The organism is Shimia aestuarii (assembly GCF_900114635.1).
Taxonomy (GTDB): domain Bacteria; phylum Pseudomonadota; class Alphaproteobacteria; order Rhodobacterales; family Rhodobacteraceae; genus Shimia; species Shimia aestuarii.
Genome location: NZ_FOTQ01000001.1, coordinates 121,977 through 135,812, shown reverse-complemented (window position 1 = coordinate 135,812; position 13,836 = coordinate 121,977). Strand labels below are relative to the sequence as shown.

Sequence of the window (13,836 nt, the reverse complement as noted above, 5' to 3'; positions counted from 1 at the left end):
GTGGCTCCCTTGCCCATGATATTGGTCAAATCATGGTTCCGGGTGCAAAGGCATTTTCCCCAAACCGGCCATAGTCCAGGATCGCGCATATCCGTCGCGGCGCGGGTGCCTGAAAATGGGACAGTCATTGAGGCGTCGACCCCTCGAGCAGTTCGTGTTCAGCCTATTTGATCAAAAAATTGATTCGATGCAATCGGTGGATTGCCCTTCATGGCTCCTAAGGGGGGCAGAACGGGGTATGAATGTCGCTGAAGTGTCCGGGCGCGAGGGGGCGGCCAGTAACCTTACCCATTGCTTTTGTTTGATTAATCATCGGGCCGGGGAATCTTCTAGGAAGTTGTGGAGGGGAGTGTGAGAATTCGCAGGGGAGTGCCAATTTTTTGATCAAAATGTGAGTCGGGACCCGTATATGTGCCTGCGGAGAGATGTTTTTTGTCGATATGGCCGCGCTTCGGAGCCAGCAAGGGCCGGGATCGCGTGAATCTTTTGTGCGGGTCTTTTCCCGGAAAAGGAATTGGGCTAGGGGAAGAACAAGCGGTCCCTTAGCTCAACTGGATAGAGCAGCTGACTTCTAATCAGCAGGTTGAGGGTTCGAGTCCTTCAGGGATCGCCATGATCAATAATGTGATGTTTGTTTAGTTGCTTGTTTGGAGTTTTGACAACTTGGTCCGAGAAGTTGTCAACTTTTATGCCAAAAGTGATCCGATTTCATAGCGATGTTTGGCTTCGGTCTTGAGCGGCAGTTGGGGAGTCTGGGAGGTTGCTTGTTCAACCAAAACGGCCCCGCTTAGGGTTTCGTCTTGTTTTCTTCTTGGCCTCTTTTTATTTACCGAAGTTTTGTTTCCAGCCATCCTAGGCAATGTTCTGCGAAGAATAAGGCTTTTTCCTCCTCCGCGTGACCTGTGATGGGGACAGGCCACAACCCCGATTGATTGGTAAATTCGATGAGTTTGATGTGCCTATCCTTCACTTGGAAACGCCTGACTTTTCCTCCAGAATAAAACATCTCCCCATCGCGAGTTTCGAAGCTTTCCTTCTCTACAACCCTCTGTTTCCCATCTTTGAGGATTGTGATCTTTCCTTGAACATCGAGCGTCGAGTTGTCTCCCAGTCGAGCCAAAGGAATCTGATCTACGGAGATGTGATGTGTGGGTTCCGGAGTGGTTCGCTTCTCGTCGAAATTATGCCTTTGCGCCGCCGCAAGTTGTTTCATCCATCGAAGGACGCTGTCCTCTCGCTGTTCTTTGTTCAGGGATCCGTTGATGGCGCTCATTGCATTTATGCTGCTTGCTCGCTTTAGGGCTTTAAACGCGTTTTCGTACCGGTAGCAGAAAGCTTCCCAAGCCCGAGCAAGAGTTTCGCCATCGTTGGAGCTTTTTAGGACGGCGACTTCTGCTGCTGCTCGATCAATCTCAGTTCGTGCGTTCTTAAGCGCCTGTACGGGGTCATATTTCGCCTTAGTTGGTACTGGCTTAAGTTTGGGTTCTTTCACGAAAACTCCCCCGATGCGAAACGTTTGGCGGTGCAGCTTGCTTTGAGGCTTTTGTGGCACATTCATGGACCTATAACAAACACAAGAGTTTTGCTGCCGTTAACAAATCATTGAATTCTTGAAGGCAAATCATGATGTTAAGGGGTTGTTTCGCCAACCTTTTGAATGCGTTTTGCTAGATGCACCAGAGAAGCGCTGGTTTTCCCACATTAGATAATCGCTTTAACAAACTTAAGTCGGTGACGTCGGTTCGCTAAAGCTAAGGAAGGTCTTGGGTTGCTTCAGGGATCGCCACGACCACGTCGAGATTTTCAGGGATGTCGGAGGAGGGGCCGGTGGGCACGGGTTGATCCGTGAACAGGCGGTCGACCATGTCGAGCGTGGTGATCTGAACCGGCGCGTGCCGCTGGAACTTGGAGTGATCCGCCAGCAGCCATGCGCTGCGACTTTGGGCGAGGGCCGTCTGGCTGACGATCACCTCGTTCATGTCGAAGTCATAGGCACCAAGATCATCCGAAATGGCCGAACAGCCAAGCACGGCGATGTCAAAGCGGAAGCTGCGGAGCATCTGCGCGGCGACCGGTCCGGTGAGGCCGCCGTCTTCGGGGCGCGGGCGGCCGCCGGTCAGAAGAACCTCGCATTCGGGGGTGGCGGACAGGATGTCGGCAACATTGAGGTTGTTGGTCGCGACAAGAAGCCCGTCATGGCCGCGCAGCGCGCGGGCCAGCGCCTCGGTGCTGGTTCCGATATTGAGGAAAAGGGCAGAGCCATCGGGAATGCGGGCGGCCGCGGCGCGGGCCATGGCGTCTTTGGCGGCGGCGTTGACCTGCCGCCGTTCCTCGTAACGGATGTTGCGCACACCCGAGGGAAGCACCGCGCCGCCATGCACGCGTTCCAGCCGCCCGGCATTGGCCAGATTGGTCAAATCGCGGCGGATGGTCTGGACCGTGACATTCATCCGCATAGCCAGGTCTTCGACCATCACGCTGCCCGAGTCGCGGGCGATGTCGAGGATTTCGCGTTCACGCAGGCTCAGGGACATGTTCGTTTGCTTTCGTATTTTTGCGTGTTTTGCCATTTTCGCTGCACGATTACAAGTTGATAGGATGCGATACGTCGTTTTTAGGTTGAAATTGCCGGCAAAACGGCGTTTTTGGGGTTCGTAAATGTTCGGAAGTGATCGTTATGGATTCGCAATCACCCTCTGAGGTCGATCTTTTCATCATCGGCGGCGGCATCAACGGCTGCGGCATCGCGCGGGATGCGGCGGGGCGGGGGCTGTCTGTGGAACTGGTCGAGATGAACGATCTGGCTTCTGCGACGTCTTCGGCCTCGACCAAGCTGTTTCACGGCGGGTTGCGGTACCTGGAGTATTTCGAGGTCCGGCTTGTGCGCGAGGCGTTGCACGAACGTGAAGTGTTGCTTCAAGCGATGCCGCATATCAGCTGGCCGATGCGATTTGTTTTACCCTATCACAAGGACATGCGGTTTGACGGGCAGACGCCCGCGTCGCGCCTGTTGGGCACGGTGATGCCGTGGCTCAGGGGGCGGCGTCCGGCCTGGATGATCCGGTTGGGACTGTTTCTTTATGACCGCCTTGGCGGGAGGAAAATCTTGCCGGGGACGCGGTCGGTGGATCTGCGCAGCGACGCGACTGGCGCAGTTTTGCAGGGGCGGTTTGCCAAGGCGTTCGAGTATTCGGATTGCTGGGTCGAGGACAGCCGGTTGGTGGTGCTGAACGCACGGGACGCCGAAGCGCGGGGCGCGCGGATCAGGACTCGCACGCGGGCTGTGGCGGCAGAGTGCCGCGATGGGCTGTGGCATGTGGAAAGCGAAGACACGGAGACCGGCGTGCGCTCGGTCACACGGGCGCGGGCGCTGGTGAATGCAGGCGGTCCCTGGGTGGCGGACGTGATCAAGGGTGTTGTCGGGCAGAACAGCCGCGAAGGTGTGCGGCTGGTCCGGGGCAGTCATATCGTGACCCGGCGGCTGTTTGATCACGACAAATGCTATTTCTTTCAGGGCGGGGATGGTCGGATCGTGTTTGCCATTCCCTATGAACAGGATTTCACGCTGATCGGAACCACGGATGTGGATCACCCAGCGCCGGACGTATCCCCGGAATGCAGTGATGAAGAGGCGCAGTATCTTTGCGATTTTGTGTCGGACTATTTCGAGAAAGCGGTGACGCTGGAGGATGTGGTCTGGCGCTATTCCGGAGTGCGTCCCCTGTTTGATGACGGGGCCGGATCGGCGTCGGCGGCAACACGGGATTATGTGCTCAAGCTCGAAAACCCCGGCGCGCCGGTGCTGAATGTGTTCGGTGGCAAGATCACGACCTACCGGCGGCTAGCGGAATCGGCGCTGGCCAAGCTTGGGCCGGAGTTGGGGGTGACCAGGGGCGACTGGACGGCGGGTGTGCCTTTGCCGGGGGGGGATTTCCCGGTGGACGGCGTGTGTGCGCTGATTGATGCGTTGCGCGCGGACTATCCGTTTCTGAATGCGGCTTGGGCGGGGCGTCTGGTGCGGGCCTATGGCCGTGAGGCGCGCGAGATGTTGGGGACAGCCATATGTCGCGAGGATCTCGGGCAAGACTTTGGCGCGACCCTGACGGAGCGCGAAGTGGAATGGCTCATGACGCGCGAATATGCGCGCAGTGCAGAGGACGTTGTCTGGCGGCGCAGCAAGCTGGGTCTGCGCCTGTCCGGGGCGCAGATTGCAGAGCTTGAGGCATGGATGCGCGGGGCGCGTCAAATTGCTCGGGACAAGGGCGCCGCAGAGAATTGATATTTTGACCATTGTCCTCTAAAGGGGGCGGGACCATCGCGCCCGCCTGCCAGTGGGCCCGCATGGGCGCAAGATTTATGGAGCCGGGCGATCCCGCCCCCAAACCTCGAGTCGCAAGACATCCCTGACGCACGAAAAAAGGTTGTGAGAAAGATGGCAGATAACAAGACCGCAGACATATTGTATACCATTGTAGACGAAGCGCCCGAACTGGCCTCGGCGTCGTTTCTGCCGATCATCCGCAAGTTCGTTTCGGCAGCTGGAATAACCGTGGGCACCCCGGATATTTCGCTGGCGGGCCGCATCATCGCGACCTTTCCGGAGGACCTGACCGACGCACAGCGTCAAAATGATGATCTGGCCATGCTGGGTGAACTGGTGAAGACGCCGTCGGCCAATGTCATCAAGCTTCCCAACATCTCGGCTTCGGTGCCGCAGCTGACCGCGGCCATCGCGGAACTTCAGGCGCAGGGTTATGACATCCCGAACTATCCGGAAGACCCGCAGACCGACGAAGAAAAGGCAATCCGCGCCCGCTATGACGGGATCAAGGGCTCTGCTGTGAACCCGGTTCTGCGCGAAGGTAACTCGGACCGTCGCGCAGCCAAGGCCGTCAAGAACTATGCCCAGAACAACCCGCACTCGATGGGTGCATGGGAGTCGTCCTCGAAAACCAAAGTGTCGTCCATGCCGGGCAACGACTTTTACGCCAACGAAGCATCGGCCACCATCAGAGCCGATCAGGCTGGTGACGCCAAGATTGAATTTGTTGCCAAAGACGGTTCGGTCACGGTTCTCAAAGATGGCTGGCCGCTGGAAGAGGGCACCGTTGCAGACGCGACCTTCATGAGCGCCAAGGCGCTGGGTGCGTTCCTTGCCGACGCCATTGAAGACACCAAGGCTGACGGCACCATGTTCTCGCTGCACATGAAAGCGACCATGATGAAGGTCAGCGACCCAATCATCTTTGGTCACGCGGTCAAGGCATGGCTGGGCCCGGTCTGGGACAAGCATGGCGAGGCGATTGTCGCCGCCGGTGGTTCGCCCAACTCGGGGCTGGGGGCGGTTCTGGCTGCGATTGACACGCTGGAGAATGCCGACGCCATCAAGGGCGAGATTGCCGCGCTGGAACGTCCATCCATGTACATGGTGGACAGCGACAAGGGCATCACCAACCTGCACGTGCCCTCGGACGTGATCATCGACGCCTCGATGCCTGCCGTGATCCGCGCAGGCGGCAAAGGTTGGGACGAGACCGGCGCCAAGGGCGACACCAACTGTGTGATCCCCGACCGCTGCTATTCGACCGTCTATGACGAGACCATCAACTTCTTCAAAGCCAATGGCGCGCTGGACGTGACCACTGCGGGGTCGGTGTCGAATGTCGGCCTGATGGCACAGAAGGCTGAGGAATACGGCTCGCACCCGACCACGTTCGAAGCCCCTGCAGACGGTGCGATCCGCATCGTTCTGGCCAATGGCGAGACGCTGCACAGCCATGACGTCGAGGCCGGTGACATCTGGCGGTCCTGCACCGTGAAAAAGGCGCCGATCGAGAACTGGATTGAGCTGGCAATGGACCGTCAGCGTCTGACCGGATCGGAAGCCATCTTCTGGCTGGACGAAAACCGTGCCCACGACGCCGAGCTGATCAAGTACGTCAAGCCGGTTCTGGAAGCCAAAGGCGTGGCCGACAAGTTCATGATCATGGCGCCGCGCGAAGCGACCCGTCAGTCGCTTGAAACCATCACAGCGGGCAAGGACAGCATCGCCATCACCGGCAACGTGCTGCGTGACTACCTGACCGACCTGTTCCCGATCCTGGAACTGGGCACTTCGGCCAAGATGCTGTCGATCGTCAGCCTGATGAATGGCGGCGGCCTGTTTGAAACCGGTGCCGGTGGATCGGCTCCGAAACACGTGCAGCAGCTGGTGGAACAGAACCACCTGCGCTGGGACTCGATGGGTGAGTTCTGTGCGCTGGGTGAATCGCTGAACTTCCTGGCCGACTCGAAAGACAATGCCAAGGCGGGTGTTCTGGGCCGTGCCGCAGAGGCCGCGACTCAAGGTATCCTCGACCACAACCGCAGCCCGAGCCGCAAGGTGGGTGAGCCGGACAACCGTGACAGCCACTACTGGTTTGCACGCTACTGGGCCGAGGCGCTGGCCGCGCAGGGCGATGATGCCGATCTGGCCGCCGAGTTTGCCCCGATTGCCAAGGCTCTGGCCGAGGGTGAAGCCGCGATCACCGCGGAGCTGGCGGCAGCGCAGGGTCCGGCAGCAGATATCGGCGGGTATTTCCGTCCGTCGGTTGAACTGAAAGCCGCCGTGATGCGCCCGAGTGCAACGCTGAACGCGATCATCGGCTGAGCCCTTTCGGGTTCCTGAGACAGGCGCCTGTCCCCGAAAGGGGGCGGGCGTTTTTCTGTTGAAGGGCATGGGACCGGCAATGGCTGGACAATCTTCCCGCGCGCTCTAGGATCGCCCTGACATTGCCGGTAGGAGTGCGTATGGACCCGACCCACACCACCACCCGAGACATCGTTTTCGGCGATTGCGACCCGGCGGGCATCGTCTATTACCCCAATATCTATGCGTGGATTGACGGCACGTTTCACCACTATCTCTTGCAGTTCGGTGGGCACCAAGTGGTTTGTGAGGCCGTGGGTTCCGTCGGGTTCGGACTTTTCGAGACCCGGGCGCGTTATGAGCGGGCGCTGCGGATTGGGGATCGTCTAAGCATTGAAATGCGGATTGTCGAATGGGCGCGCAAGACGGTGACAGTTGCGTATCGCGGCGTTGTGGACGGACATGTCGCCTTTGAGGGCACCGAGATACGCGGGTTCTTCGAGATGCGCGACGGGCGGATGCGTGCGGGCGAGATGACGCCACTGAAGACGTTTCTGGAACGGGAAGCGGCATCATAGCGTCGCTTTCGGCGTTTCCCGGTGCGCCGGTCCCGTGCAAGGGTGGGGCATGACCAAGATGCTTGCCAACCCGTTTCGGGGTGCCGGTCTTCCCGGCGCTGATCTTTTTCCCAACACCGATGCCGAGGCCGTGGCCGCGTTGCTTGCCCTGTGCCCAGCCCATGCGGAAACACCGCTGATCGCTGCGCCCGAACTGGCGGCGCGGGCCGGGATTGCGGCGCTCTGGCTCAAGGATGAGCGGGGCCGGATGGGGCTGGGCAGTTTCAAGGCGCTGGGGGCGGCTTATGCCATTGCCCATGACGCGGCCGAAGGCGCGGGGCCGTGGGAGACGCGTTTGACGGGGCAGACGTATGCCACAGCGAGCGCGGGAAACCACGGCATGTCCGTGGCCGCCGGGGCGCGGATGTTCGGCGCGCGGGCGGTGGTGTACCTGGCCGAGACGGTGCCGGAAGCCTTTGCCGAGCGGCTGCGCGCGATGGGGGCCGAGGTGGTGCGCGCGGGCGACGATTACGAGGCCAGCATGGAGGCGGCCAAGCGCGATGCCGAGGCGAATGGCTGGGCGCTTTTGTCGGACAGTTCGTGGCCGGGATACTGGCAGCCGGCCTATCGCGTCATGGAAGGCTATCTTCAGATGGCCGCCGAGGCAGCGCGGCAGGTGCCAGAGGCGCCGACGCATATCCTTTTGCAAGCCGGGGTTGGCGGGCTGGCGGCGGCGGTCGCGACCCATGCGCGGCAGGTTTGGGGCGACGGGCCGGTGATCGTGGTTGTGGAGCCGGAGGCGGCGCCCGCATTGATCGAAAGTATCCGCGCGGGGGCTTTGATCGACACCGCGGGGCCTGTGTCGAACATGGGGCGGCTGGATTGCAAGACGCCGTCGATGGTGGCGTTGAACGGGTTGGCGCGGGATGCGGATCAGTTCGTGACCATCACCGAAGACGAGGCCGAAGCGGGCACCGAGGTGCTCGGTGCGGCGGGATATGCCACCACACCTTCGGGTGGGGCCGGGGTGGCGGCGCTCTTGGCTGGGGTCGATGGCATCGGGCCGGATGCGCGGGTGTTGTGTTTCCTGAGTGAAGGCCCCGAGGATGGCTGAGCGCGGTTTTCCTCCGTCCGAATTTCGCACCCGCGTTACAGCGTTGCAGGCGCGGATGGGAGTTGCCGGGATTGATGCCTTGCTGCTCACCACTGCGGCGGATGTGTTCTATGTCACCGGTTTCCTGACGCGGTTCTGGGAAAGCCCGGCCCGACCGTGGTTTGTTCTGGTTCCTGTGAATGGCGATCCGGTGGCGGTGATCCCGTCGATCGGGTCGGAGTTGATGGGGCAGAGCTGGGTGTCGGATATCCGCACTTGGGACGCGCCGATGCCGGGCGATGACGGGGTCAGCCTGTTGGTGGCGACCTTGGCCGAAATGGTGCCGCAAGCGGGGCGGATCGGTGTGCCAATGGGGCTTGAAACACAGGTGCGTATGCCGCTGGGCGACTATCTGACCGTTGCGGACCGGCTTGCGCCACGTGCGTTCGTGGACGCGACCGACGTGGTACAACGGGTGCGCGAGATCAAGTCCGAAGCCGAGATTTCAAAGATCCGCGCTGCCTGTCGCGTAGCGGATGCCTGTTTTGCGCGGGTGCCGGAGTATGCCGGGCCGGGCGCGCGGCTTGACCAAGTGTTCCGCGATTTCCAGCGCGTCTTGCTGGAAGAGGGTGCTGACTGGGTGAGCTATACCGCCGGGGGCGCGGGGCAAGGCGGGTATGGCGATGTCATTTCGCCAGCAGGGCCGCAGGTTCTGGTGGACGGCGATGTGCTGATGCTGGACACGGGCGCAGTGCTGGACGGGTACTTCTGTGACTTTGATCGGAACTATGCGATCGGATCTGTGGGAGATGAGGTGGCGCGCGCCCAAGCTGCGCTGTTCAAGGCGACCGAAGTGGCCATGGCGGCGATGCGCCCGGGCATGGTGGCGTCGGACGTGCACCAAATTCTGTGCGACAGCCTGCGCCAGAGCGGTGCAACTCCGGGCGGCGGGCGTCTGGGGCATGGGCTTGGGATCACGTTGACGGAATGGCCGTCCTTTACGCCGCATGACCAGACGGAACTGCGCGCAGGGATGGTGCTGACGCTTGAGCCGGGGGTGGAGATCGCGCCGGGGCGGATCCTCGTGCATGAAGAGAATATCGTTTTGCGGGAGCGGGGCGTTGAATTGCTGTCGGCGCGCGCGCCTGAGCAACTCCCGGTTTTGAGGTGATCCATGGCGCATTTTCCTTTTGAACTGACAGGGTCCATTGGCGCGCGAACGCTGGGGCTGATCGTGTTGCAGCAGGATGAAACGCTGGAGCAGGACTTTCGCCGCCTGTTTGGCGCGCAGGATGTGGCGGTTTATGTCAGCCGCGTGCCCAGTGGCGAGGATGTTACCCCCGATACACTTGCCGCGATGGAGGCGACATTGCCCGCTGCGGCGCAGCTGTTGCCACCTGCCGCGCCGTTTGACGTGGTGGGCTATGGCTGTACCTCGGGCACAACCATGATCGGCGCTGAGAAGGTCGCCGAGCTTGTCTGTCGCGGGGTGGGTGAAGTGGCCGTAAGCGATCCCCTGACGGCGGCGCTGGCGGCGTGCAGTACATTGGGGCTGCGCTCAATCGGCATGGTCACGCCCTATATCGACAGCGTCTCGGTGCCGGTGCGCCGAGCATTTGAAGCGGCAGGTATCGCGGTTCCGCGCACGGTCTCTTTTGGCGAGGCCGGTGAGGCACGGGTGGCACGGATTGATCCGGCCTCTATTCGGGCTGCGGCGCTGGAAGTGGGGACGAGCGACGATGTGGACGGGGTTTTCCTTTCCTGCACCAATCTGCGCACGCTGGATGTGATTGCAGAGGTTGAGGAAGCGCTGGGCAAGCCGGTGCTGAGCAGCAATCAGGCCCTGGCCTGGCACATGGCGCGGCTGTCCGGGGCCCCGGTGGCCGATGACGCGCCCGGGAAAATCTTCGCCATCTGACCCGCTTTTTGCGGGCCTGTGTCGCGGATGGGCATGACAGGGCGCAAACGCCGCATGCACCTTGCCCGAAACGGCAGGGAGACATGGCCATGAAAGTCGGATTTATCGGTCTGGGGAACGTGGGCGGCAAGCTAAGCGGCAGCCTTTTGCGCAACGGTGTGGACCTGATGGTGTTTGACCTCAACCCCGAGCTTGTCGCGGCCAAGGTCGCCGCCGGGGCCGAGGCAGCGGAAAACGCAGCCGAGATGATGCGCCGCTGTGATGCGGTGATCACCTGTCTGCCATCGCCTGCGGCATCGGATGCGGTGATGCAGGAGATGTTGCCCGAGGTGGGGCCGGGCAAGATCTGGATGGAGATGTCGACTACGGATGAAGCCGAAGCCAAACGGCTTGGGGCTCTGGTGATCGCGCGGGGCGGCGCGGCGGTGGATTGCCCGGTTTCGGGAGGGTGCCACCGGGCCGATACCGGAAATATCTCGATCTTCGCGGGCTGTGACCGGCCCACGTTCGACCGCATCCTGCCGTTGTTGACCACGATGGGGCGGCGTATCCTACACACCGGCGAGCTTGGATCTGCCTCGGTTCTGAAGGTGGTGACCAACTATCTCGCCACTGCGCACCTGATTGCCAATGCCGAGGCGCTGGTGGTGTCCAAGGCGGCGGGCATGGACCTTAACGTGGCGTTTGAGGCGATCCGGATCAGCTCGGGCAATTCGTTCAGTCATGAAACCGAAAGCCAGGTGATCCTGAACGGATCGCGCGATATTTCCTTTACGATGGACCTTGTGAAAAAGGACATTGGCCTGTTTCAGGCGGTGGCGGACCGTGCCGGTGTTCCCGTCGAGTTGAACCCGAAGATGATCGAAATCTTTGACGATGGGATCGCGCGCTATGGTGAGCGGGAATTGAGCCCGAACATTATCAAGCGGCTGGAAGAGGCCACTGGGCTGGACATCCGCGCGCCGGGTTTCCCACCGGAAATGACGGATGATGAGCCCGAAGAACCGGGGTATGAGGTGATCCCGCAGGGGCGTGCCTAAGTGATTTGAGGGAGCGCAAGCGCGGGGCTGGTGCCGGATCACGCCTTGGGGTGGGTGCGGTTGTAGATTTCCATAAGCCGCGTGCTGTCCACCTCGGTGTAGGTCTGGGTGGTGGACAGCGACGCGTGGCCCAGCAATTCCTGGATCGCGCGCAGATCACCCCCGGCTGACAGGAGGTGAGTGGCAAAGCTGTGCCGCATCGCGTGCGGCGTGGCCGAGGCGGGCAAGCCAAGTTGCAGACGGGTCTGCTCCATCACTTTCTGCACCTGGCGCGGATTGAGCGCACCACCGCGCGCGCCGCGAAACAAGGGGCTGTCCGGTTCCTGCGGATAGGGACAGAGGCGCAGATAGGTGTCAACGGCGTCGCGCGCGGCGTCCAGAACCGGAACCAGCCGTTCCTTGCCGCCCTTGCCACGAATCCGCAAGGTCGGCGCAAGCGGCGCGTCCTTGCCGGTGAGGCCCAGCGCCTCGGAAATGCGCAAGCCACAGCCATAAAGCAGGGTCATGACGGCCGTATCGCGGGCACCGATCCAGTCCTTTTGCGATTGCAGTTCAACCGTGTCCAGAACGGCGCGGGCGGCGTCTTCGGGCAGGGGGCGGGGCAGTTTGCGCTGATACTTGGGGGCGCGGGCCGACAGGACCGCAGTTGGATCGAAGACTTCGTGTTCGGCCAGCCACCGGTAAAAGCTTTTGACGGCAGAGAGCTTGCGCGACAGGGAGCGTGCGCCAAGCCCGGTGCCGCGCGCATGGGCCATCCACGCGCGCATATCTGAGACCGAGACCGCGGTCAGTGGGGCGATCCCCTGGGGGCCGCCTTTGTGTCGGGTCATGAACACGAGATAGTCGAGAAGATCGCTGCGATAGGCTTTGAGCGTATTCTCGGATGCGCCGGACAGGGCCGCACGCTGTGCGAGGAAATCGTCAAGGGCGCTTGTGGCTGCCGGGCTGATCACGACAGCCAGCGGCGCATGGCACGCTCGAACACACCGGCGAAAAACGCCAACAGATCGGTGCCCTGCTGCGGAGTGAAATGATGCGGGTCTTCGGCACCCATGACCAGAAGGCCGGGCAGGCGGCCCGCGCCGAAATCAAGCTTGAGACAGGCTTCGGATCGAATCCAGTCAGCGCTTTCGCCATAGATGTTTTCCGCGCCGGTCTGGATCTGGCGCAATGTGACCTGTCGCAGTGGGACATTGCGTCCACCAGTCAGGTAGTCGTCGATGAAGCCAGGTTCCGCCACCGCGAGCACGTCGCCGAGGCTTTGAATGGCGCTGTCCTCGGACGTGTCTTCCTTGGTTTCCAGAACAAGCCGGATCGCGTCAACCCGCAGGATATTCGCAACTTCGCCTCCAAGATCGTGCAGAAAGGATTCGAACTCTACCGGGTCAAGCATGCGCAGGATCGCCCTGTGCACCTGGTTGGTACCAGCCAGGTTTTCATAGGCTGCGGCGATGACGGAACGATGTGTGTCTTCCAGCCGGTCAAGCCGCGCTTCGAGCCGTTCCATGGCGATACCGCGCAGGTCGACAATATTGCCACCCATGGTCTTTTCATTGGCGGCGATCAGCGCGCGCATCAGGTCGCGATCTTCGAGAATCACGTCGGGTTGCGAAATGATCTTCTCGCGCAAGCTGTCGTCGATCTTGAGAGTACTGCTCATGGTGATGCCGTTTCTGGTCGTTGGCGCGACCATAGCAGAGGCCCCGCACGAATGCCGCAATTTTTTTTGTTGGAGTTTAGAGAAAATGGGGCGCTGCCCCTGTTGAGCCTGTCGGCCCAATTCACCCCGTGGTATTTCGAACCATTGAGAAAGGGCAGGTGCGTCTTCTCAATGGTGTGAAATACCCCCGGGGGGAGGCGCAGCTTGCTGCGGTGGGGGCAGCGCCCCCTTGCCGGCTTTACAGAATCTTGATGCCTGCGGCTTTGATATCCGCGAGGAAGGCGTCGAGTCCCTTGTCGGTCAGCGGGTGGTTGACCATGGCCTTGATCACGGCGGGGGGCGCGGTCATCACGTCGGCCCCGATCAGGGCGCATTGGGTGACGTGGTTCACTGTGCGGATCGAGGCGGCGAGGATCTGGGTTTCATAGCCGTAGTTGTCATAGACCTGACGGATGTCCGCGATCAGGTCCGTGCCATCAAGGTTGATGTCATCGAGACGTCCGAGGAAGGGTGAGATGAAGGTTGCGCCCGCCTTGGCGGCCAAAAGCGCCTGATTGGCGGAGAAGCAGAGCGTCACGTTGACCATGTGGCCATCGTCGGTCAGCGTCTTGCAGGCCTTGAGCCCGTCCCATGTCAGCGGCACTTTGACAGCGATGTTTTCGGCGATCTCGACCAGCTTGCGCCCCTCAGCGATCATCTCGTCAGCGTCCGTGGCGGTGACTTCGGCCGACACCGGGCCGTCAACGAGATCGCAGATTTCTTTGGTCACTTCGAGAATGTCGCGGCCGGACTTCTTGATCAGCGAGGGGTTGGTGGTCACACCGTCGACCATGCCAAGGGCATTCAGTTCGGCAATGGCGTCGATCTCGGCGGTATCAACAAAGAATTTCATGGCGCGTGTCCTTTCTTTGGGTTGGACTTGGGTTGGCTTGCCTTTACC

The 13,836-nt window shown here is 61.0% G+C and carries 12 protein-coding genes and 1 tRNA gene; 8 read left to right on the top strand and 5 right to left on the bottom strand.

Annotation, left to right across the window (positions count from 1 at the left end):
• The first annotated feature begins 536 nt into the window (after window positions 1-536).
• Window positions 537-613 (top strand) — tRNA-Arg (locus BMZ35_RS00675).
• A 213-nt stretch (window positions 614-826) separates the two neighbouring features.
• Here the strand turns inward: BMZ35_RS00675 and BMZ35_RS00670 are convergent.
• Window positions 827-1,492 carry a hypothetical protein gene (locus tag BMZ35_RS00670; protein ID WP_131814303.1) on the bottom strand — a complete coding sequence of 222 codons (666 nt, stop codon included), beginning with the start codon at window positions 1,490-1,492 and terminating at the stop codon, window positions 827-829.
• A 259-nt stretch (window positions 1,493-1,751) separates the two neighbouring features.
• Complete coding sequence (locus BMZ35_RS00665; protein WP_093090029.1) at window positions 1,752-2,534, bottom strand: DeoR/GlpR family DNA-binding transcription regulator; 783 nt, start codon at window positions 2,532-2,534, stop codon at window positions 1,752-1,754.
• A 143-nt stretch (window positions 2,535-2,677) separates the two neighbouring features.
• Here BMZ35_RS00665 and glpD point away from each other — a divergent pair, with 143 nt between their 5' ends.
• From glpD to BMZ35_RS00630, 7 genes are all read left to right on the top strand, one after another.
• Window positions 2,678-4,279, top strand: coding sequence for a glycerol-3-phosphate dehydrogenase (glpD, locus tag BMZ35_RS00660; RefSeq protein WP_093090028.1), 1,602 nt, complete (start codon window positions 2,678-2,680; stop codon window positions 4,277-4,279).
• Window positions 4,280-4,432: 153 nt separating this feature from the next.
• The gene (locus tag BMZ35_RS00655) at window positions 4,433-6,649 is read left to right on the top strand and encodes an NADP-dependent isocitrate dehydrogenase (RefSeq protein ID WP_093090027.1); all 2,217 of its coding nucleotides are present in this window, start codon (window positions 4,433-4,435) and stop codon (window positions 6,647-6,649) included.
• Window positions 6,650-6,789: 140 nt separating this feature from the next.
• Window positions 6,790-7,206 (top strand): acyl-CoA thioesterase, encoded by a 417-nt coding sequence (locus tag BMZ35_RS00650; RefSeq protein WP_093090026.1) that lies wholly within the window; start codon window positions 6,790-6,792, stop codon window positions 7,204-7,206.
• Window positions 7,207-7,255: 49 nt separating this feature from the next.
• Window positions 7,256-8,299 (top strand): pyridoxal-phosphate dependent enzyme, encoded by a 1,044-nt coding sequence (locus BMZ35_RS00645; RefSeq protein ID WP_093090025.1) that lies wholly within the window; start codon window positions 7,256-7,258, stop codon window positions 8,297-8,299.
• A complete protein-coding gene (locus tag BMZ35_RS00640; RefSeq protein ID WP_093090024.1) occupies window positions 8,292-9,449 on the top strand; it encodes a M24 family metallopeptidase in 1,158 nt (385 codons plus the stop codon). Before BMZ35_RS00645 ends, BMZ35_RS00640 begins: the two co-directional genes overlap by 8 nt.
• A gap of 3 nt (window positions 9,450-9,452) precedes the next feature.
• The gene (locus BMZ35_RS00635) at window positions 9,453-10,196 is read left to right on the top strand and encodes a maleate cis-trans isomerase family protein (RefSeq protein ID WP_093090023.1); all 744 of its coding nucleotides are present in this window, start codon (window positions 9,453-9,455) and stop codon (window positions 10,194-10,196) included.
• Between the two features lie 89 nt (window positions 10,197-10,285).
• Window positions 10,286-11,236 carry an NAD(P)-dependent oxidoreductase gene (locus BMZ35_RS00630; protein ID WP_093092427.1) on the top strand — a complete coding sequence of 317 codons (951 nt, stop codon included), beginning with the start codon at window positions 10,286-10,288 and terminating at the stop codon, window positions 11,234-11,236.
• Between the two features lie 38 nt (window positions 11,237-11,274).
• Here BMZ35_RS00630 and BMZ35_RS00625 read toward each other — a convergent pair whose 3' ends face one another.
• The 3 genes from BMZ35_RS00625 to fsa form a co-directional block, all read right to left on the bottom strand.
• A complete protein-coding gene (locus BMZ35_RS00625; RefSeq protein ID WP_093090022.1) occupies window positions 11,275-12,198 on the bottom strand; it encodes a tyrosine recombinase XerC in 924 nt (307 codons plus the stop codon).
• A complete protein-coding gene (locus BMZ35_RS00620; RefSeq protein ID WP_093092425.1) occupies window positions 12,186-12,896 on the bottom strand; it encodes a DUF484 family protein in 711 nt (236 codons plus the stop codon). The genes BMZ35_RS00625 and BMZ35_RS00620 overlap by 13 nt, the downstream gene beginning before the upstream one ends.
• A gap of 238 nt (window positions 12,897-13,134) precedes the next feature.
• Complete coding sequence (fsa, locus tag BMZ35_RS00615) at window positions 13,135-13,788, bottom strand: fructose-6-phosphate aldolase (protein WP_093090021.1); 654 nt, start codon at window positions 13,786-13,788, stop codon at window positions 13,135-13,137.
• Window positions 13,789-13,836: the final 48 nt, after the last annotated feature.